Raw genomic sequence first — 20,407 nt, forward strand, 5'->3', positions numbered from 1 at the left:
GGTTCGCCGACGGTACGACCTCCATCGCGGTGGAGGTCCAGTCCGAGGTGACCGCCGAGCCTACTAGCGGGTAACCTCAGCTCAGGACGAGCTCAGGAGGCCGCATGTCAGCGCTGGTGAACCGGGTCCCGATCCGCGTGCAGGCCGCGGCGGCGCAGGCGGTGTTCGCCCTGCCGAGGCAGGTCAAGCGGCTCATCGCGGGCAAACCGATCCGCATCGACGGCCAGGAGCTCGCGCTGGACGCCCAACTGCTGCTCGCCCTCGACCGGATGGCCGGGCACTCGTTCGTCGACCGCACCCCCGAACGGTCCCGGCTCAACCTGGAGCGTTCCACCCACCTGGTGAACGGCCCCCGCATCGAACCCGTCGCGGTCCGCGCCATCGACGCCAACGGAGTCCCGGCCCGCCTCTACACCCCGGAGGGCGCGGGCGACCGAGCCCCACTCCTGGTCTTCTACCACGGCGGCGGCTGGGTCCTGGGCACACTCGACAGCCACGACCAGACCTGCCGCTTCCTCGCCGTCCACGCCCGAGTCAAGGTCCTCTCCGTCGACTACCGACTGGCCCCCGAACACCCCTTCCCAGCAGCGGCCGACGATGCTCTGACGGCGTTCAACTACGCCTCGTCCCACGCTGCGTCCCTGGGTGTGAACCCGGACCTGATCGCCGTCGGCGGCGACTCCGCGGGCGGCAACCTGGCGGCGGTCACGGCGTACCAGGCCACCCGCGCGGGCGGCCCACGCCCGGCCTTCCAACTGCTGTTCTACCCCGGCACCGACGCCACCGTCCGCCGCCGCTCCCGCGACCTATTCGCCGACGGCTTCTTCCTAACCAGTGCGGACATCGACTGGTTCTGCGACCACTACTGCCCAGACTTCACCCAACGCGCCGACCCCCGCTTCTCGGTACTCCGCGCAACGGACCTATCCGGCCTTCCCCCCGCTTACGTTGCCACGGCTGGGTTCGATCCCTTGCGGGACGAAGGCGAGGCCTACGCCCACGCACTCCGCGCCGCAGGAGTGCCGGTGGTCTTGAGCCGCCAGTCCGACCTGATCCACGGCTACGTGAACTTCGTGGGAGTGGGGACCCGATTCCGAGAGGCCCTGTCCGAAGCCGCAGGCGCCTTGGCCGCCGCCTTGGTACTGACCGCCCCCGCCCCCGCCGACCTGTTCCGCTCCCGCTAACCCTTCGCTCGCTCCGGCCATCGCCGAGTGCTCGGTCCTGCGGTGGGGCCTTGCTCGGGGAGAGCAGTTTCGGCACCCGCAGGGTGCCCGCGCCGTGGTGATGCTCGATGGGGTGGAGCGGCTTTGCCTGGGGCCCCTAAGAAAAGAGGCGCCGGGGTGAAGCGGGTGGGAAAGGGATCACCCACGCCTCAACCAGGCTAGCGCCTCTTTTCTCCCCAGACAAAGCCACTCCACCCCATCGAGCACTTCCTTGCCACACCTGCCTTCTCGGGTCCCATGGCTCACCAAGATGCGGCGCGACAAGCCATCCAGGACGTCGTTCTCTGGTCGAGTGTCCACTTGAGTCATGCCGACACCGTCAACTCGGCTAGGGCCGAGCGTCCTCTCGCCGACGACACACCACTCCCGCTTGCCAACGCCATTCGGGAGCCTGGTGTTACGGCATGAGCAGCCTGCCTACGTGAGAGAGTTCCTGAACTGTACAGACCTGGTTAGAGCTTCTGCGAGCGCACTTTCGCAGCCTGCAAGCACATTGAGTCCCTCAGAATCACGGTGAGCTCCTTCTAGAGTGGAGTGCACCGTCAGGCGAGCGCGGAGAGTCGACGCTACTTCACGACCTATCGTGCACAGATTCACCACGATCCCCGCGTAGTACTCCGCTTCCTCCGGTGTCAGGTTCTCCGGCCAGTCGCCCGGCCAGGCGAGCTTGGTGAACTCCCGCAGATGTTCTCGCGCAACAAGCTTCTGATCCACGTCTGGCTGTTCAACCACTGACAACCTCCCACCTCTACGCGTGCCGATGGGCGGGCAACGCGTGTCCCATACGTCCGCTCAGTGTCACAGAACACGAGTCTGCTGACCTGACCCGACGTCAACAGGATGTCACCGCAGTCGTGGGCAGGGACAGGCAAAGGTGGCCAGCGGCACCTACCTGCGACCTCTTCGCTCGGAAGCCGCAAGTTGGAACGGGGTGTCATCGTGCATTTCAGTCATTTGCTCGACGAACCGAGTGTGACGCCGCTCGAGATCTTGCACCGGATGGTCTCGGCTAGTTGGCGGATGCGCCACTTGATCCAGTGGTAGAAGACGGAGCGACAGCAATGGACCGAAACTTCCCGAGTATAGCAAGCTAATCCGGAGGATAGGTCCTGCTCGCAACCAGTGGGCGGAACCTATCGCTCTTGTTAGTCAGAGTCCTTGTAGAACGCTGACCTCGGCTCGTTCTAGGGACCTCGCTGGCAGCGCCGCCCCCACTGTTGCAGCTCGCTGATCGTCAACAGCTGTACCAGCTAGGGCTGGCTACCTACGCGGTAGATCCGCCTACGCGTTCCTGCAACAGGGTCAATCTAGCCGTCACCCGCGTTGAGCGAACATCTCGCAGTGCCTGACCTGCTTGCATTGCGAGATCGCTGGCTCGCTCTCGTTCCCCGGTTGCCGCGTACACCTCGGCAAGGTCGATCATCCGACCGGCGCGGCCTCTAAGGCGGTCGGCGCCTATGCGCGGCAATAAGTCCTCGAACCGCCTGATCGCCTCGTCGTGTTCACCGGCAGCCGCCAGCGCTTGAGTGATGATCGAGTTGAGGTGGTCTTGAGTCAGGAAACCCGCCCAAACAGGTACGTCGCCGCCACGAGCTGCCAGCGTTTCCGCCTCACTTATGTGCCGTAAAGCCTGCCTTGGGTCGCCAGACCGAGCGAGGTGTCCCGCCAGGCCCGCGTGCAGGTTCGCACGCTCAAGGGAACAGACACGGCGGTCATCGAGGGCTCCCCCTCGACCAGCTTCACGGCTGCGGCAGGCAATGCGTCCCCGATCTGCGCCGCTATGTTCAGCAGGACATGAGCGCGTAGATCGGCATCGGCATCGGCATCGGCACCTGCGTCAGCAGTCCGGAGTGCCAGGGTCGACAGTTGGCGAGCGGAGTAGGTCCGATCTGCGTCAAGTGCGTCCACGCCGTGCGGTCCGCAAGCGCCCCCACGGCCCCGCAGAGCGCCACTCGCGTGTCGCCGTCTAGAAGGCCCACAGCCCATTTGAGGGCACCTGCGGCCAAGTCCGCGGCCACGGCGCCACCGAAGCGGAAGTCCATCGTCGTGTAGACCGCTGTGGCTTGCTGAACGGCCGCAACCTCCGACCGGCCCACCTGGCCGGGTTGGTCGGCTGTCGTCAAGCCATCCAAGAGTCGAGCGAGTGGGTCCGAGCCTGGGGTGCCCGCGAGGACTGCCGCTGCTGCTGCAAGAAGTTCCCGTCGATTCACGTCTTCACCCAACCCCTGAACGCCAAGCGTTCGTTCGTAAGCGGCTATCAGGTCCGGCGTAGCTGTGCGCTCCCCAGTCTCGACCATGCCGAGCGTTGACTTGCTGTAGTGAACGCGGCCGGCGAGCGCTGCCAGGCTCAGCCCCGCACTCAGTCGCGCTGCTCGAAGCACTCGCCCAGTCTCGTGCACGCGGACCGCTCCCCCTGGTTGTGGACGCCCGAGCCCTACCGATGACATTCCGCGACAGTCACGCTACTCCTGGGGCGCAAGGCTCCCGGTATAGCTGAAGATCCCAGTGCACAGTGGAAGCAAAGGGGAAGTCATGACGCTCGCTATCGTGCGGAATCCGGCTGACTCGATCTCACAGAGCCTGCACGGCCGCCTGGTTGGGCAACTGATCCGCGAGCACGCTGGAATGACAGGGGACGAGCCAGTGCGGATCGTCAACGCCACCCTCGCGTTCCTCGCGGTATGCGCGGAGAACCCCGGGAGAAACCTCCGCCCGAGCCAGCGGGTGGACCTCGGCTGGCACACGTTCATCCTCAACACCCGCGACTACGCCGAGTTCTGCGAACACCTGGGGGCCGGGTTCCTCCACCACGTTCCCGACGAGTTCACCCGCCCGTCCACCACCCGGACCGCGATGCGCGCCGCGCTGGCCTCTACGGTGGAGACATTGACGGCCGCTGGCTTCGAGGTGGACGCCGACCTATGGGCAACGGACGCGGGCAGCTGCTCGCAGTGCCACTCCGGATGCACCAACTGCGGCCAAGGCGACGGTGACGGCAGCTTCTGCCGCTAGATCGAGGGATGTGCATGACGACCCGTCGTGAGTGGGGCGATCTGCCTGAACAGGTGAGGCGTGCGGTTGAAGATCGGACCGGCCCCATCCTCAAGGCGGAATCCGCGACATCTGGCCGAAACTCGGAACTGGCCAGCACCTTGTGGACGGCAGAGGGACCGCTCTTCTGCAAGGGTGTCACAACGGCATCGCCTCTTTCCGTCATGCATCACAACGAGATTGGTGTGAGCCCCTTCTTGCCTAGTGATCTCGCACCCCGCCTCTTGTGGCATGTCGAAGAAGGGGGGTGGCTGCTGCTCGGGTTCGAGTATGTGCCCGGGCAGCATGCCGACTTCTCGCCAAACTCACCTGACATTCCCTCGGTGACGGCAGCGATTAGAACCGTGACTTCGCTGCCAGCGCCGCCCAGTTCGGCCGGGCGCCGCGCTATGTCCACTCAGTGGTCTCGCGCGCTGAGTGCCGAGATCGAAAGTGCCCCCTCTGATGGCTCAACCGGGTGGTCCATCGAGAATGCGGCCACCCTCACCCGATGGGCCTCACGGGCGCCGGAGTACATAGACGGATCAGCCTTGATCCACACCGACATGAACCCAGCGAACGTTCTAGTGTCGGATTCGGTGCGAGTGATCGACTGGGCATGGTGGCGCACCGGAGCTGCGTGGATAGATCCCGCCTTCGCCATCATCCGATTCATCGCGGCTGGCCACTCGCCATCACAAGCGGAAGAGTTGGCCGGCGAGATCCCGAGCTTCAGACAAGCAGACGCCGAAGGTGTTACCGCCTTTTCGGCATCCGTACTCCGTCTGTGGGAACGCAAGTTCGCGGGGACCGCACCCACCATCGCCGCTTGTCAATGGGTGCGGTACCGGCTGGAAAAGTAGTAGGTCGCCCGCTCGCGCGAGCGACTATCCGGCACGGTCTGGAGGCACGATCGCAGCAGCGTCTGGAACGTCGCCCGCGAGATGCCAGCCCTGCTGGGGCTGGCCAGTGACTCGCGAACCTATCCTGGTGCGCTCACTGGGCGGCCTGTGGAGGCTCTGAGCGCCGTAGTCACTCCAGAGACGAAGTCAGGCCCTGTCCACACCTAAGTGGACAGGGCCTGACCTGCGTCGACCTCTTGTCCGACTACTTGAACAAGCCGGATTGGCTGGTTGACCTGCGGGAAGCGGTGCGACAGTTGCACCTAGCACTGGAGCGAGACGACCCGCGCATCAGCGTCAAGGCCACACCGCGCAAGCCTCAACGCCGCTCGGTGCGGCTGCGCCTTACGGCTGAGCAGATCGGAGAGTTGGTGGCCGCGTTCGAGGGTGGCGAAGCCACACGGTTGCAGCTTGCGGAGCGCTACGGCATCGGGCGTAGCAGCGTGGCTAAGATTTTGCGGGAAAGTCGTAGAAAGTAGTTCCCGCTTGACCAGTGTTTTAGTGCTTCTTTTCCGCGAATGACTATCGGTTACTGCTGACCCCTGCGAGCCGCCAACCCAGAACCCGCGACGATGGCCAGGAGACCTAATACGGTACTCCAGGAGATGTATTCATCTAGGAGTAGCCAACTAAGTAGGACTGCCACCCCTGGAGACAAATAAAACGCCAGGGTGGCTCTGGCTGGTCCAGCGTTCTGGATGAGCCAGTAATTCAGGTTCAGGGTAACGCCGGTAAATATAATGCCCAAGGTCAGAAGTGCGGCAGTGCTAGTAGTGGTGGGTCGGGCTTCGGGGAGGGCTAGGAGTCCGGGAGCCAGGAGCACAGCTGTGGATACCCCCATGGCCACGGTGGCAATACCCAAGGGTTCAGCAAACGTCAGGCGCTTGTGAATCAGGAGGGCGCCACAGGCGTAGCAGAAAGCCGCAGCTACAAGGAACAGACCACCAAGTAGTGCGCGGCTGCCGCCGCTGAGGTCAAGGCCAAACAGTAACAGGAGGCCCGCAAGTCCGAGAAACAGCCCTAACAACCCGCGGATTCCTTGCGGCCGTTCAGCGGGATCGAACTTGAGCGCTAAGACGGCCACAAACAAGGGCTGTGCCCCAATCAGGATGCCCGCCATCGCCGGAGATGAAAGTTCTTGCCCCAGGGTCAACAATAAGAGTGGCGCGGTGGCTTGCAGGAATACTGTCAATAGCAACCAACCGGGTTGCTGCCGGAGGCCGGAAAGTACCTTTCGCCGTAGCGCGAACGGCAACAGGAAGAGAAATGCCAAGGTGGCGCGGCCCAGAACCACCACTACAGGCGGAAAACCTCGGAGCGCCACATCGATGACGAGATAAGCCCCACCCCACAACAAGGACAGGAGCACTATGCCGGGAATGACGCCGCGGTGCAGGTGGAAGGTCTTAGCCAATGGAGGCCGTCAATGCCTGGACCTGCCCAAGGTGGGCGTACGGAGCGAAACTGGGAAGTAGCTCGGTAATGCGCCGTTGGTTGCGACCAGACTGGGTAAGTACTGCCAGCTTCCACGCGTCTCCAGCGATGGAGGCCGCCGTTTCTGGTTCCGGCGTTTTCGTTACCCGGTTTGCTTCCATGAGGTGTGCTTGAGCCAAATCAATGAGGGTGCCGGAACGTTCCCGAACGTAGTGCTCAGGGAGCAGTTCGCAGGCGCTCTGCAACGCGGCAATAGCACCCGGTCCGTCTCCGAGACGTACCAGGCAGCGACCTTTCAGGCGAGCCGCATGTTCCGGGGCGTTAAAGAATCCGAGCCATGCCGGAACGGTGTCAGACTCGACTTGGTCGAAGAGCTGTTCGGCTTGCGCCAAGGCACGGGCACCGGCCGGACGGTCACCGGCGAAGGCATACGCCTCACCCATCGCTTCGTAGAGCCAGGAACGCACGGCCGGATTAACGCCTAACCGTGGGGTGTTGGCGATCCGGAGCGCGGCCTCCAGCAAGCGGAGCGCTTCGTGACCGCGCTGGGCATGGAGGTGGATATAGCTCATGACGCCCAGCACGTAGGCATGGGCGCCAGGATTTTCGCCCTCCTGGGCACTGGACAGGGCAACGGAGCAAAACTGCCTTGCAGTGGCGTAGTCCTGGCCGTCAATGGCGAGCCAGGCAGCGAGCTGCGCAGTGTCGCCAAGCAGATTGACGTAGCGCTGGTAGAGGGTCGAGGGCACCTGGTCAGCCGCAGTCCACAGGCGGTTGAGATGGGAGACGGTGTCGCCGTAGACAGCCTGGGCCCCGGCCTGGTAGTCGATCTGTCGATAGTGGCTCGTCAGAGCCTCGTACTGACTCAGAAGTTCAGCGTGCATCGGCAGACCTCCTGACCGTGGACTGCTTACCGCATCGACTGTACGGCCGGTGGACTGACCAAGCGGTGACCTCCACACGGGTACGGATGCCGGACGATGCTGACAGCCCCCCGCTGCATCAGGCGAGCGCTCTAACGGAGCCAGCAGTTCCCGCAGTTCCGCCTGGTCGATTCCCAGCAACCGCCCCAGCTTTGGCCATAGGTAGGGCTGGGGCTGCGACTTGCCCGTCTCCCACCGGCTGACCGTGGTGGGGTCCACGTGCAGGGCCTCAGCCAGTCGTTCCTGGGTGAGGCCCTGGGACTTTCGCCTGCGCGCCAGCTCCGTACGTCTGCCCGTCATGTGGACAGTCTTGCATGACAGCTCACGGCTTGTGTTCGGGCGGTTGCCGCAGGTCAACAGGCTAAGTGCCAAGTTCCTGCCGGGTTGCCACCAGGAACTGCCGTGTTCTGGGCGCTCCATGGACAGGACAGTCAAAGTTAAGACACCCGGCACCGGGCAGACCACTACCTACACGTGGGGACGCCAGAGCCGCGTCCACCCCCGCCGCGTGCAGGGACGGCCCCGGTGCCGGGTGTCGCCACTCTCCGGCGACCGTGGAGCAGGCCAGGCATGACCGACGGCAAACAGAAGCGAGCTAAACAGGTGACATTGACAGTCACCCTCACCATTCCAGAGCTCGCGGCGCTCAGCAGCACCACCGTGGTCGTGACTTCGACCGCCGAACAGGTCGTGATCAATAACGCCGATCGAGCGCTTCGCAAGATCCGGGCAGCGGCCTTGCATCATCCCCAGTTGCCACCGGTCGTGCGTTGAATCCCCTTCCCCTCAATATGATCGGAGGTCCTATCGTGCCCGCGCCCTTGGTCTACGGCTACGTCCGGGTTGTTACGGACGACCCACTGTTTGTGCGATCCTGCCGTGAAGCACTGGCAGCCTGGTGTGCCCGCGAGGGCTGGCATCTAGGGGCAGTCTTCACCGACATTGGTTCGCCGCTAGACGTGGACAATCGCATTGGCTTCCGTGGGCTACTGGACGCGGTGATCCTGCCGCGGACTACAGCCGTAGTAATGCTGGACAGCGGGCACCTGTCTTCACGTATAGAGGTAGCGACTGAGCTTGTGCGGCAACTGCGCCGTGCGGGGGTAGCTGTGCGGGTCCGAGATGGTGACCTGCCACCGGGGGCTGGCAGCACCGAACGCAAGGCAGGTTATCGGTGAATCCCGAGGCGGAACAAGACGACCGCTCGATTCGACTGGAATCCTGGGTCTACCTTACAGATGACGCCCCGATGTCCTTTGAGCTGGACTTCACGGTGGCCCGCCTGGTTTTTGGAGCACCGTGGGAGACGCTGCATGTTACGTGTACACTGGGAGCACTGGAGGCACTGGCACGCCTCATTGAGGAGGCACGGTCTGCCCTCGACGTGCCACCGAGGAATGAGAAATAGACTGGGGTAGGCGATGTTGCAGTGTTCCTCAAAATCGGGATGCTGGAAAGCAAGTCATATACCCGGGAGCAGATCAACCTGCACGTGACCCGATGAGTGGCGCAGCCCCGCCTTGAGGCTGAAGCTGCTTGATATTCTTATGGACCAGGAAGTAGGTTTTTGACCCGGGCAAGCAGGTATGATATCTCATCTCTAGTCCGGCTTTCAATGTCCGAATTGAGCCAGTTCTCTGCGAATCGAATAGGAGAAGCAAGCCAGTCCTCCCGTCCCGCGCTCGCTTGCGCTTGCTCTAGCAGTGCCTTTAGGAAAGTGACCCGGTAGTCTTCGTGTAGGACGAGCCGTATGTCGAGACTTAGTGCCATTTCAACCAAGACACCATAGAGCTTTACTAATAGGTAAAGCTCTTTCGCCTCTGCTAACTGTATAACGTTGACACTACCGGACAAGATGTCTCTGCGAAATGTCCTACTTGGATAGACTTCGTATGAGACAGCATGGAGGTCATCAATCAAAACACCATCAACACTTACGCTACGTCGTAGGGCCAAGAACATGGATTGATCCACAAGGACTATACACTCCCAACCGGGAATATGCCCGTATGTCAAAAGGGCCTCGATCTGGAGATACCTAATGGTGTTCCTGGGGCCTAGTTCTCTCTCTACCTCGAAATATTTTGCCTCGTTTTGGAGCGCCAATAGGAAGTTCATGTCGGTTTTACGGCGCTCCTCACTTCGCAAGTCTCTCATTATCCGCCACGTGAGTGGATGCATAGTGATATTTGCAAACGGCGACGTGTTACTAGTGTTTCTTCGGATCAATCCATATTCTTCGAGCTTATTGTACGCAAGCTCAATTCTCATTTGATTCTTTTCCTGCGGCAGTATCTGCCAAAAGACAAAGATTGCCGTATCTACTGTTGAAATTGCACCCATTCCCATAGAGGACAGCACACTGTCAAGGGCAGCAGTGACAATCTCGTTGAGTAGAATGTCTTCCAGGATTAGCTCATACAATTGCACTATTCTAGCTTTTTGTGCGGCCAGGGTTTCTATGAAGCTGATTGTTTCGGGTGCATTTTCAACAAGTTTTTCTACAAATTGTGCGACACTAGTAATCCATGACTTCTTTAGGAATCTTGCCGCAAGCTCAAGTGCGAGCGGGCGGCGCCCGAGGGTAGATATAAGAGCCTGCACGTCTGCCTTAGTTATAGCGGGCAACATGCGCCCGATAAGTTTCTCAGCCTCTGACTGCGTAAACTCCATCAGTTCAAGTGCATCGAAGTTTCCTTGGGGACGCGTTCGGCTCGTGATGAGGATGGGAATTCCCGGATTCTCAGGAAGAAGTGTCGAGAGCTGATCTTCATTGAAAATATCGTCGACTACTACCGCGCTCAACATACTGGGTGCTTCAAGCCGTTTGCGAAGGATGGCGGTACGTGTATGGCACTCCCATAAGGCCGGATCTACACCATCAGCAATTAACGCACCAATGGTATCTGATTCGAGCGCTTTCCTGCTGGCGGGTCTTAGCTTTGCGGTCGGTCTCCCGTTGCTAATCTTAGCAGCCATGAGATCAGCCAGTGTTGATTTCCCTGTTCCAGGCTCTCCCCATATCCAGATTATTCTTGCACCTTGATTTACAAAGTCGGTAATTTTGCGAAAGTATTCCTCGCGCGCAACTAAGTTGTTTGAGTTTTCGGGTTCTATAGCTTGGCCGGATGTAGCAATTGTTTTGCGGTTGGCTAGTAATGCTGTGGATAATTGGTCAACTGCGTGATCAAAGTCGCGCTGTTGCGTCTTTATCGGGCAAGGGTATTCCGAGCGTTGGCTGAACCATTTGCGTCGCGCTCCAAGTTTCATATGCACTCCTGTGGGAGTATGAAAATTGAAAGCAACCATCGCAATGTGTACATACTGTATTTTGCGTTGCGCGACCGTAAGCGCCTGCCGTGCAGGCCGCGGTGCCAATTGAGCGATATGCCCATTGATGATGTTTCTCAGCGCCCTTCGTACGTCGCGCAGATCACCAGAGGGGTCTACTGCTAAAAGCGCGCAAAGTTCCCCCAGTTCATTATCAAGCAGTTGCCTAAAGTCTGAGTCTGTACGCATAATGCCTTCATTACGAGCAAGCAGATGCAGTGCTTCGCGTAGTCGTGCGCGTATCTCCGTAGTCAATTGCTTCCTACCCTTCTGTGTCTCTGATGTATCTTACCTGAAATTAGACTTGACTAGCCACAATATTTGTGTCATTAATAGGTTCTTATGCAAGAAGGTTTTCCTATCCCACCTGAACGCGATGAAACGCCTGAGCAGACGCATGATGATAGTGTTCCCATAGAAATGAGAAGAGAGCAATTCTCATTATGGGCGGATCTTAAGTTCTCTGATGAGGATCCGGGAAATTATATGCTGTATTGGGGTGATAGGTTTGAAAACCCTGATGAGCCGGAACTCATTACTCGATATCACGATGAATCCTTAGTGGAATTCAACGCGCACCACGGTACCGACTACACACTTGAAGAGCTACTTGGCCGCCCCGATCCGCGCACAGAGGCGGACAAACGTTGGTGGACATAGCCCTTCTGACCTGTGCATATGGCATGGCCACAACGTGGCCACTAGCCACTAGTTGGGTAATTCCCGACACATCTGTTGTGCTATTTCTGTCATAGCAACAACGGCAGAAGGCGCGTTGCGATTTACGCACCTCCCGGCGCAGGTCAGGATTGGTGATGCACCTATGCTCCAGACCATCCTCTCTACCTCTGCATTTTTCATGGCCCTTGGCGTTCTCCTGGGCCATGGCCTGACAACTCACGCTCAGTACAAGCGTGGGCGGCGGCAGGACAAAAAGCAGCGGGACCTAAACGAACAAGAGCGACAGGTCGATAACCTGCGGTTCAAGCTCCGCGGTCAGCAGGACAACGACGCGTGAACATGTTCTCTGGGTAAGTTGGTTCGGAGGGCCACCACACTCCTCTCATATCGCAATACCATTCGTAGAAGGGGATCGTTATGTCTTCTCTCCCCGAGCGCCTCTCCGGCGCTTTAAGCAAGTACGGCTACCAAGACGAACTCGGATATCGCCCGGTGCCAGCTCGTGTCGTGCGAGCCGTGAACTACGGCGTTGCCGTGGAGCACGGCCGTGCCATTGTGCAGGCAGCTCGTGCACGGGCAGTGGAGCATGTCGCCGAAGAGGCCATGCAAGCGGCTGGACGGTTGAGCCAGTCGGAGGCGTTTTGGATGCGACACGCGCCGCAGGGAGCGGGCCGCTTCCAAGCCATTGCTGACCTTGCCGCTATGGCCTTGGCGGATATTGTATCGGAGGCCGGTCGTGATTGAGACTCGGGTGCGGATGGTGCTGCTCGGACTGGCGGGCTGGCTTGCCATCGGGTTGCTGTTCAGTTGGGTGGCCTCTCTGGCGGTGTTCATGGTCTGGACGCTGCTCAGGTTGGGATTCATGTTGGCGGACGTACGGTTGTCTGCGGAGCGTGAGCGGCTGGCATTCCAGCGCCAAGCCATCGATGTGGAATGGAAGCAATTGGAGCGGCTCGGACAGGTGCGCTCAGTGTTCCTGCACGCGCGGCGGGCTATGCAGGCTGAGGCCCAGCGTGACGAGGTTCAGGACGCTGGGCCGTGAACCCTTATCGAGGCAACCGACGGGCACGCACTCTACTACTGGTCACTGCTCTAGTGGCCGCACCAGTAGTGCTGGCGGCGGGAGCACGGGCAGCCGGACAAGTGCAAGACGCCGTAGCTGATGTTGTCATTGCTGTCCTGCCCTACCTGGCTGGGATCGGGCTAGTGGCTTGGCTGTGGGTAGCGGTATTCGGACGGCGGTTCTAATTCTCGATTCATTGCCTTATATAAGGAGGCGCCATGTGCCACGAAAGTCACGGAAGCAACTGGTTGGGAAAGTCGAAGATCACGAACGCCGGGAGCGGGAGAAGTTGCTAGGCCAACTGGCTGAAACACTACGAACAGAACGGTCAACGCGTAGAAGTGTCGGTACTTGCCACAACGAGCACATCCGTCCACCTGCGGCGTAGTGTTGTGAAATAGTTGTAGCGCTTGATTGTCTCAACTGTGAGACGTATAACTAATAGTGTACGTCTCACAGTTGAGACACTTAACTACCCAGGGAGGCATTTGGACGAAGTATGGCACGACAACAATGGATCTTTCGGGTGACAAAAGCGGGACGCCACTTCCCTCAACTTGACCTCCTAGTCGCGGCACTACTTGCCCTTGGCGATCAGTTTGCCGCTGAACAGCAGACTGCAACTACAACGCAAGGCAGTACGCATAGGGAGGCTCAGAAATGAGTGGAACCCTTTTCCTGTTGTTGTGTCTTGGTATGGGGCTGGCTATGCCGTTGTTGGTGATGGGGGCTCGTGTACTCGAAGCGGACAGTTGGCGACGGAAGCTTGTTGCCTATCAACTCATTCCGCCAGGCTCGCTGACTCATGAGGCTGTGACCTCCTGGCTGTCTACGGTGGCTGCGGCCACCCATCCCAGTTGGTTTACACTACTGCCGGTTTCACCCGTGGTGTTTGAGGTTATCAGCGATGCCTACGGTATTCGGTATTTCATTCTCGTCGCTGGAAGCGACCGGGCTTCCCTGCTATCAGGGATACAAGCTGCCATGCCGGGTAGTCGGTTGACCGAAGCCTCTGATTACCTACATAGTGGCAAACGATTTTTGGTAGCAGCAGAACTGACCATGACCAGTCACGTCCGGCCCCTAGCCAGTGATCGAGCTGACCAGGTCAGCACGGCTTTGCTAGCAAGCTTGCAACCGGTTCCGCCGGGTAGCTCCGTGCGGGTGCAATGGATATTCACCAGCGCAGGCACACCGGAGCCAATGCGCACGGTCCCCAGTGATATCCACCCGAACGGTTCATGGTTCTGGGAAGACACCCCGCCCGCAGATGCTGAAGCGGTGCGTGCGGCCCGGCTCAAGCATCAGGGTGCACAGCTCATGGCAGTAGCCCGTATGGGTATTGAGGCCAAGGAATCAGCACAGGCGTATGCCTTGCTGCGACGGACTTGGCATCACTGGCACGGTTTGAACGCCATTGGAGTAAGGCTACGGCGCCGGCTCCTGCCTTCACGAATAGTGACACGGCGAGTGGCTGAGCGGTCAATGCCGGTGACCCGCTGGCCACTCACGCTGTCGGTCAGCGAGGCCGCCGGACTACTGGCATTGCCATTAAACGGAGCACGATTGCCCGGTGTGCAGACCGGGGCCGCGCGCCAGCTCCCGCCGCTTGCCTCTTCTCCACTGCATGGTGCGACAATTGGGCACAGTAATTACCCGGGACTGACGAAAATGCCACTGCGGGTTAGTGCGACCGACCGGCTTCAGCACCTTCACCTTATCGGGCAAACTGGTACCGGAAAATCCACCCTTATTGCCAGCCTTGCTTTGCAGGATATCGCAGCAGGGCGCGCTACAATCGTGGTAGACCCCAAAGGTGATCTGATCGCTTCCATTGCCGAGCGCATCCCGGACGGTCGCCATGATGACGTTGTCATCATTGATCCCAGTAACGTTAGTGGGCGTATAGTCGGGTTCAATCCACTGCAAGTTCCTCGGGGTAGTAATGCTGAACTCGTGGCCGATCGAGTGTTGACTATCCTGCACTCAATTTACCGCGAGTTTTGGGGACCGCGGACCGATGACCTGTTACGGGCAGCGCTATTTTCGCTGACCCATACCCGGGCGCCGGACGGCTCAGATTTTACATTGATCGAGATCCCTGACCTATTTACTAACCCCGGGCTGCGGCAATACGTTATGCGGCAGCCTTCTCTACCGCCACACTTGCGGACCTATTGGCAGCAGTTTGACGCGCAAAGTACAGAGGCACGGTTGAACGCCATTGCTCCGGTGCTCAACAAGCTGCGGGCGTTCACTATGCGGACACCAATCCGGCTCATGCTCGGACAGAGTGATGGTATCCGCCTTGACGCGCAATTCCGTCGCAAGTCAGTCTTGCTGGTGTCCCTCGCTAAAGGAGCGCTCGGTTCCGAATCCGCACACCTGCTTGGCTCCCTATTTGTTGGAGCACTGTGGCAGGCAACGTTGTCACGGACACAATTTCCCCCCGAGCGCCGCGCACCAGTGTTCGCGTATTTGGACGAGTTCCAGGATATTGTGCGGTTCGGTACTTCCTCAGATTTGGCTGACATGCTCGCCCAAGCGCGCGGCCTCGGGCTGGGATTGGGACTGGCGCATCAATACCTCAACCAGCTCTCAGCGACCATGCAACAAGCGGTGCTTGGCACGGTGCGCTCCACGGTGGCCTTTCAGACTGACCACAATGACGCCGTGGCCCTTGCGCGGCGGTTTGCTCCCTTGGTGGCCGCTGACCTTCAAGGGCTATCTGCCTATGAAATCGTCGCCCGGCTGAGCACCAACGGCGCGACCGGTATGCCGGTAACCGGCGTGACACTGCCGCTGAGCGAGGCAACCGGGGGTGCGCACGAGCTGGCCACTGCCAGTCAGCAGCGTCACGGTAGAACTCGGGACACGGTCGAAGCAGGCTTAGAAGCTCGATTGGATCTACCCGGCCCGGTGCGGCCTGGACGGCGCACTTGGCCCGGGGGTGCAGCGTGAACGGTGTTGGGTTCGGTGTTGGTATCGGTGTGGGGGTCGGGAGCGACCTGCACTGGCCGTTTTCGCTGGTAATCGCACTACGAGCGGCAGTAACGACATGGAAAGTCTGTCCTCCACCAGGAGCATCCTCATGACGGGCGGGCATGACGTCAGCCGCGTGCGACAAGCTCATGTCGACTGGGTAGTCGAACGGCTCACTCCGCGGGACTGGTCCATCCTGACTGATCTTGATCGGTTACGCCTACTGACAGGCTCACAGCTCGAACGGCTCCACTTCCCTGACCTCCACGACCGTTCGCGCTCGGTGGTGCGTTGGCGGGTACTCAAGCGTTTGACCGACTGGCGGGTCATCTCACCTCTATCCCGCCGCGTTGGGGGTAGCAAGCGAGGCTCAGCCGGTGCGGCCTACACCCTCGATAGCGTTGGACTACGGCTCATCCAGCTTCAGGATGGCATCGGAGCACACCAACAGGTGCGTCGGTCAGCGCTGCCAGGTGAACGCTTTTTGGGGCATATTCTGGCCGGTAGCGAGCTGTTCGTGCGACTAGTGGAACAGGCGCGTACAGGTGCGGGAAAGCTAGCTGACTACCGTGCTGAACCTCGGTCATGGCAGCCGGACGGCCTAGGCGGCTGGCTCAAGCCCGATGCCTATATTCGACTGGTAGGCGGCGGCGTAGAAGACAACTACTTTGTAGAGATCGATCGAGCCACTGAGCATATATCAACTATTAGTCGTAAGGTGACTGTCTATCTCGACTTCTATCGACGTGGGCAGCTCGGTCCCCATGGCATAATGCCCCGAGTACTTTTTGTGGCACCCGACGGCAGTCGCCGCGATGCGCTGAAGCGAATGATCGAGTCAAACCCTGGACATCTCGATCTCTTCATCGTAGAGACAGAGGCGACCGCAGCGAGGTCCTTATTCATGGAGCTGACGTCATAAAGCGTTGCAAAAACTACGTCTCATCATTGAGACGATCGTGGTAAAATGGTGTTAGGAGGATAAGTTATGGATCGAAACTCGGTAGACAACTCTTTGCCAACACTGGGCAGTACCATCCGCCAAGCGCGACAAGAAGCGGGCTTGTCAATACGACAACTGGCGCCCATGGTTGGCGCTCACCATTCGGTGCTGGCCAAGATTGAGGCTGGCGACGTGACCCGGCCTACCGGTGTGATGCTGCAAAATATCGCTCGTGCGTTGGAGTTGGACGTGACCGACCTACTGCGGTTTGTGGGTGTGGACGCACCATTGCCACCGGCAAAAGTCTACTTTAGGCGAGCCTACAACATGACCGATAAGGAACAAGCGGCGGCGGAAGCCGCGATACAGAAGATATTGGACCAACGAGAGAAAGAATGATAAGCGAAGGGAGGAAACATGAGTAGTCCACTAAGCAATGTCGTACGCGAGGTACGGAGTCTGACGCCAGCCTATCCGTTGGCTGATTACCAAGCACGGGGTATCGCCGAACGGCAGGCGGCGAAACTACTAGAACTATTAGACATCACTGTCGCGCCAGTTGATATAGGCCGCATTATTGAGCTGCCCCGGCTCAACGTCATGGTGTGTTCGTCTAAACAAATGGGTGGACTGTCGGGACTATCTGAATGGCACAAAGGGGCATGGCGGATAGCTATTAACAGGGACGACAGCGCCACACGGCGACGATTCACACTGGCCCACGAGTTGAAGCATGTACTGGACCATCCGTTTATGCGCGTACTCTACACCGACCGTGACGGCCGGACTGACCCGACGTACGTCGAAAATATCTGCGACTACTTCGCGGCCTGCCTGCTCATGCCGCGTGCATGGGTCAAAGAAGCCTGGTCGACCGGCACACAGGATGTGGACAACCTAGCCCGACGATTTCGTGTTTCGCCTGCGGCCATGTCCCGCCGCTTGAGTGACTTAGGACTTGTTGGTCCACATCCGCGACACTTCCCCGATCGTTCGGTCGTCCGTTACTTCCGTGCCGCTCCTGAATCTGTCACCTATTGCACAGCCGCGTAAGGAGACTACTACCATGGAACCGACTAAGACTGACATTGGTATTGGCATCTCGTACCTACGGGTGTCGTCCAAAAAGCAACTAAACACTGCCGCTGACGTTGATCCCGAGGGTAACTCGATCAACACCCAACGGGGCAGCACGCAGGACAAAGCCCGCGCTATGCGCGTGGTACTGCAAAAAGAGTTTGTCGAGCCGGGTACCAGTGCGCAGGGCATCGCTAAGCGCAAGGTATTCAAGGAGATGCTGGCCTACCTCAAAGCGCACCCCGACGTAAAATATGTGTTCATCTATATGCGCTCACGGGCCTTCCGTGACTACGTGGATGCGGGCGTGACCGAACGACAGCTTAACGAGATGGGCGTACAGCTCATCTCTGCTCGTGAGGATTTTGGTGAGGGCTACATGGCACGGGCCATGAAAGCCGTCACCGACATCATGAATGACGTACAGGTCAAAATGCAGGGCCAAGACGTGTCCGTCAAGATGCACAATAAAGTGAAAAATGGCGGGACGGTCACCCTTGCCAAAATCGGCTACCTCAACCGACAAATCATTATCGAGGACGACCGCAAGGTCAACTCTATTGTCATTGACCCGAAGCGTGGTCCATTAATACGCCAGGCGTTTGAGCTGTACGGCACGGGGCAGCACACGCTGGACTCCGTACTAGAAATTGTGATTGATGCGGGGCTGACCGCCGTTGGACGGCGTGGTCCGATTGTCCGGCAGACACTCCACAAGGCTTTGCGGGACAAGTACTACATTGGGATTATTACCTACAAGGGCCTTGAATACCCCGGGCGACATGAGCCGCTCATCTCGGTGGAGCTATTCGAGCGGGTCCAGCGCATCATGAATGCGCACAGCGGTAGCGGCACCCGGCAGCGCGAACACAAGCACTACCTCAAAGGGTTGGTCTGGTGTGGGCGCTGTGGTCACCGCTTTACCCTCATGCCAGGCCGCGGTCGAGGTGGAGAATATTTCTACTTTCTCTGTCGGGGACGGCAGCAAAAAAGGTGTGACCACCCCTACGTGCCGGTGGACGTCATGGAAGAGCTGGTCGAACAGCATTACCAGTCGTTGCCGGTGCTGCCCGCTGAGTTGCGCCAGCGGGTACACGCGGCAGTCCACAAAGCGGTGGCTGTCCGCACCGAGCCAAGCACCGACCTGCGGGCACAGTTCACCAACCGGCTGGCCAAGCTCGACAGCAAGGAGAACTACTTTCTGGACTTGGCGGCTGACGAGGGTTGGCCCAAGGACAAGTTGCGTGCCCGGCTCGATGCCATCCGCGACGAACGAGCCAACATCTCCCGGCAGCTTGACCAGGCAGCCAACGAGTTGGAGATCGGCCGTCAGGTATTCCTGACGGCCCTTGACCTGCTCGACACCCCAGCAGCGCTGTACGCCCGGGGAAACGAGACGGTGCGAGCCGTCCTGAACAACGCCTTCTTCGGGCGGCTGTTCGTGGACGGGCAACGTGTCACAGACCACATCCTGAACGGGCCGTTCAAGATCATCTGTGAGGCTTACACCATCTACCGGCGGCAGGGGGCTCACCGTCCCGCTGCCGGACTGGAGGGCAGCCCCCGGCAGTCTGACCTACCCGCGTGGCTGCACGAGCCACAGACAGCAAGTAGCCCCGGCCTCCTTGCGGAGACCGGGGCTACCAGTGTTCTGACCTGGACCGACTCACTTGCTGACGTCCTGGGGGACGTTGGTTCAAGTAAGGCGGTCCTGGTCGGGGTGACAGGATTTGAACCTGCGACCTCTTCGTCCCGAACGAAGCGCGCTACCAAGCTGCGCCACACCCCGATGGTGGAACGGGGAGAAGTCTATCGGACGCGGGCCCCAGCACCGAATCGGGCTCCCCTTGAGCCCTCCTGGACGGGATCGCCGCTGGTGGTGCGGGGTACGAGGGTCAGCAGGCTGGCCTCCGGGGGGCAGGCGAAGCGGACCGGGGCGTAGGGGGAGGTGCCCAGGCCCGCGGACACGTGCAGCCAGGTGTGGGCGCCCCAGCGGGACGAGCCGCGGGCGCGGCCGCGGTCCAGCTGGCAGTTGGTCACCAGGGCGCCGTAGCCGGGGATGCGGAGCTGGCCGCCGTGGGTGTGGCCTGCCATCACCAGGTCGTAACCGTCCTCGGCGAAGCGGTCGAGGACGCGGGGCTCGGGGGAGTGCGTCACGCCCAGGCGCAGGGTGGCCTGGCGGTCCGGCTTGCCCGCCACGTCGTCGTACCGGTCCCGCTTGAGGTGCGGGTCGTCGACGCCCGCCGCGGCGATGGTGCGGCCGTCGACGGTGAACAGGGTGCGGTTGTGGGTCAGGTCGATCCAGCCGCGTTCGACCATGGCGGCGCGCAGGTCCTGCCAGGGGAGCGGGATGCCGTGGATGCGCTTGTTCGACGGGAACAGGTACCGCATCGGGTTTTTCGGCTTGGGGGCGTAGTAGTCGTTGCTGCCGAAGACGAACACGCCCGGGCGGTTGAGCAGCGGGCCGAGCGCGCGGACCACGGCGGGCACAGCCTGCTTGTGCGCGAGGTTGTCGCCGGTGTTGACCACCAGGTCCGGGTTCAGCTCGTCGAGCGCGGCCACCCAGCGCTGCTTGGACTTCTGGCCGGGGAGCATGTGCAGGTCGGAGATGTGCAGCACGCGCAAGGGGCGGGCGCCCTCGGCCAGTACCGGTAGCGTTGCCTGCCGCAAAGTCCAGCGCGTTCGTTCGTACCCCGCCGCGTAGGCGATGGTCGCCGCGCCGAGCGCGGTCGTGCCGATGGCGATGCGACTGAGGGTCCTCACGGCGTCACTCACGCCCCTGAGCCTACGGGTTCGGCGCGCGGCCACTGAACGGTCAG

General features: G+C 60.2%; 19 protein-coding genes, 1 tRNA gene and 1 pseudogene. 14 read left to right on the forward strand and 7 right to left on the reverse strand.

The genetic code is table 11. The annotated features are described in order from the left end of the window. The first annotated feature begins 104 nt into the window (after positions 1 to 104). Positions 105 to 1,184 (forward strand): alpha/beta hydrolase, encoded by a 1,080-nt coding sequence (locus tag QSK30_RS22340; RefSeq protein WP_285505509.1) that lies wholly within the window; start codon positions 105 to 107, stop codon positions 1,182 to 1,184. Positions 1,185 to 2,487: 1,303 nt separating this feature from the next. On the opposite strand, the gene QSK30_RS37180 is transcribed toward QSK30_RS22340, so the two are convergent. Then, positions 2,488 to 2,982, reverse strand: coding sequence for an NsdA family TPR-like regulatory protein (locus QSK30_RS37180; RefSeq protein WP_502871868.1), 495 nt, complete (start codon positions 2,980 to 2,982; stop codon positions 2,488 to 2,490). 25 nt (positions 2,983 to 3,007) lie between these two features. Further along, a complete protein-coding gene (locus QSK30_RS22345; RefSeq protein WP_285505510.1) occupies positions 3,008 to 3,622 on the reverse strand; it encodes a helix-turn-helix domain-containing protein in 615 nt (204 codons plus the stop codon). 133 nt (positions 3,623 to 3,755) lie between these two features. Between QSK30_RS22345 and QSK30_RS22350 the strand changes: the two genes are divergently transcribed. The 3 genes from QSK30_RS22350 (at position 3,756) to QSK30_RS22360 (ending at position 5,634) form a co-directional block, all read left to right on the forward strand. Then, on the forward strand, positions 3,756 to 4,235 hold the full coding sequence (locus tag QSK30_RS22350; protein ID WP_502871865.1) for a glycine-rich domain-containing protein: 480 nt from the start codon (positions 3,756 to 3,758) through the stop codon (positions 4,233 to 4,235). Positions 4,236 to 4,249: 14 nt separating this feature from the next. Continuing rightward, positions 4,250 to 5,116 (forward strand): phosphotransferase, encoded by an 867-nt coding sequence (locus QSK30_RS22355; protein ID WP_285505513.1) that lies wholly within the window; start codon positions 4,250 to 4,252, stop codon positions 5,114 to 5,116. Positions 5,117 to 5,352: 236 nt separating this feature from the next. Continuing rightward, complete coding sequence (locus tag QSK30_RS22360) at positions 5,353 to 5,634, forward strand: hypothetical protein (protein ID WP_285505515.1); 282 nt, start codon at positions 5,353 to 5,355, stop codon at positions 5,632 to 5,634. A gap of 50 nt (positions 5,635 to 5,684) precedes the next feature. Here the strand turns inward: QSK30_RS22360 and QSK30_RS22365 are convergent, their stop codons facing one another. Together QSK30_RS22365 and QSK30_RS22370 are read right to left on the reverse strand one after the other, a co-directional pair. Continuing rightward, entirely contained in the window at positions 5,685 to 6,569 is an 885-nt protein-coding gene (locus tag QSK30_RS22365) for a DMT family transporter (protein ID WP_285505517.1), read from the reverse strand. After that, positions 6,562 to 7,932, reverse strand: a complete 1,371-nt coding sequence (locus QSK30_RS22370; protein ID WP_502871866.1) for an NsdA family TPR-like regulatory protein — start codon at positions 7,930 to 7,932, stop codon at positions 6,562 to 6,564. Before QSK30_RS22370 ends, QSK30_RS22365 begins: the two co-directional genes overlap by 8 nt. A 150-nt stretch (positions 7,933 to 8,082) precedes the next feature. Here QSK30_RS22370 and QSK30_RS22375 point away from each other — a divergent pair, with 150 nt between their 5' ends. Beyond that, positions 8,083 to 8,286 (forward strand): hypothetical protein, encoded by a 204-nt coding sequence (locus tag QSK30_RS22375; RefSeq protein ID WP_285505520.1) that lies wholly within the window; start codon positions 8,083 to 8,085, stop codon positions 8,284 to 8,286. A gap of 17 nt (positions 8,287 to 8,303) precedes the next feature. Then, complete coding sequence (locus QSK30_RS36970) at positions 8,304 to 8,690, forward strand: recombinase family protein (RefSeq protein ID WP_352231606.1); 387 nt, start codon at positions 8,304 to 8,306, stop codon at positions 8,688 to 8,690. Positions 8,691 to 9,057: 367 nt separating this feature from the next. On the opposite strand, the gene QSK30_RS22380 is transcribed toward QSK30_RS36970, so the two are convergent. Continuing rightward, a complete protein-coding gene (locus QSK30_RS22380) occupies positions 9,058 to 11,097 on the reverse strand; it encodes a P-loop NTPase family protein (RefSeq protein ID WP_285505522.1) in 2,040 nt (679 codons plus the stop codon). A gap of 87 nt (positions 11,098 to 11,184) precedes the next feature. Here QSK30_RS22380 and QSK30_RS22385 point away from each other — a divergent pair, with 87 nt between their 5' ends. The 8 genes and pseudogenes from QSK30_RS22385 to QSK30_RS36975 all read left to right on the forward strand — a co-directional run. Further along, positions 11,185 to 11,502, forward strand: a complete 318-nt coding sequence (locus tag QSK30_RS22385; protein ID WP_285505524.1) for a hypothetical protein — start codon at positions 11,185 to 11,187, stop codon at positions 11,500 to 11,502. Positions 11,503 to 11,940: 438 nt separating this feature from the next. Then, on the forward strand, positions 11,941 to 12,267 hold the full coding sequence (locus tag QSK30_RS22390) for a hypothetical protein (RefSeq protein WP_285505526.1): 327 nt from the start codon (positions 11,941 to 11,943) through the stop codon (positions 12,265 to 12,267). 7 nt (positions 12,268 to 12,274) lie between these two features. Continuing rightward, on the forward strand, positions 12,275 to 12,565 hold the full coding sequence (locus tag QSK30_RS22395; RefSeq protein ID WP_285505527.1) for an FtsB/FtsL family cell division protein: 291 nt from the start codon (positions 12,275 to 12,277) through the stop codon (positions 12,563 to 12,565). Between the two features lie 681 nt (positions 12,566 to 13,246). Beyond that, a complete protein-coding gene (locus QSK30_RS22400; protein WP_285505529.1) occupies positions 13,247 to 15,547 on the forward strand; it encodes a type IV secretory system conjugative DNA transfer family protein in 2,301 nt (766 codons plus the stop codon). A gap of 130 nt (positions 15,548 to 15,677) precedes the next feature. Further along, complete coding sequence (locus QSK30_RS22405; protein WP_285505531.1) at positions 15,678 to 16,490, forward strand: replication-relaxation family protein; 813 nt, start codon at positions 15,678 to 15,680, stop codon at positions 16,488 to 16,490. Between the two features lie 66 nt (positions 16,491 to 16,556). Then, the gene (locus QSK30_RS22410) at positions 16,557 to 16,910 is read left to right on the forward strand and encodes a helix-turn-helix domain-containing protein (protein ID WP_285505532.1); all 354 of its coding nucleotides are present in this window, start codon (positions 16,557 to 16,559) and stop codon (positions 16,908 to 16,910) included. 18 nt (positions 16,911 to 16,928) lie between these two features. After that, on the forward strand, positions 16,929 to 17,564 hold the full coding sequence (locus QSK30_RS22415; RefSeq protein ID WP_285505533.1) for an ImmA/IrrE family metallo-endopeptidase: 636 nt from the start codon (positions 16,929 to 16,931) through the stop codon (positions 17,562 to 17,564). Positions 17,565 to 17,577: 13 nt separating this feature from the next. Further along, a pseudogene (locus QSK30_RS36975) lies at positions 17,578 to 18,579 on the forward strand (recombinase family protein); the annotation flags it as partial. A gap of 721 nt (positions 18,580 to 19,300) precedes the next feature. On the opposite strand, the gene QSK30_RS22425 reads toward QSK30_RS36975, so the two are convergent. Next, positions 19,301 to 19,377, reverse strand: a tRNA-Pro gene (locus tag QSK30_RS22425). Between the two features lie 20 nt (positions 19,378 to 19,397). Continuing rightward, positions 19,398 to 20,363: a metallophosphoesterase gene (locus QSK30_RS22430; protein WP_285505537.1), complete on the reverse strand. Its 966-nt coding sequence runs from the start codon at positions 20,361 to 20,363 to the stop codon at positions 19,398 to 19,400. Positions 20,364 to 20,407 lie beyond the last annotated feature (44 nt).

The organism is Actinokineospora sp. NBRC 105648 (assembly GCF_030269645.1).
In the GTDB taxonomy this organism is placed as follows: domain Bacteria; phylum Actinomycetota; class Actinomycetes; order Mycobacteriales; family Pseudonocardiaceae; genus Actinokineospora.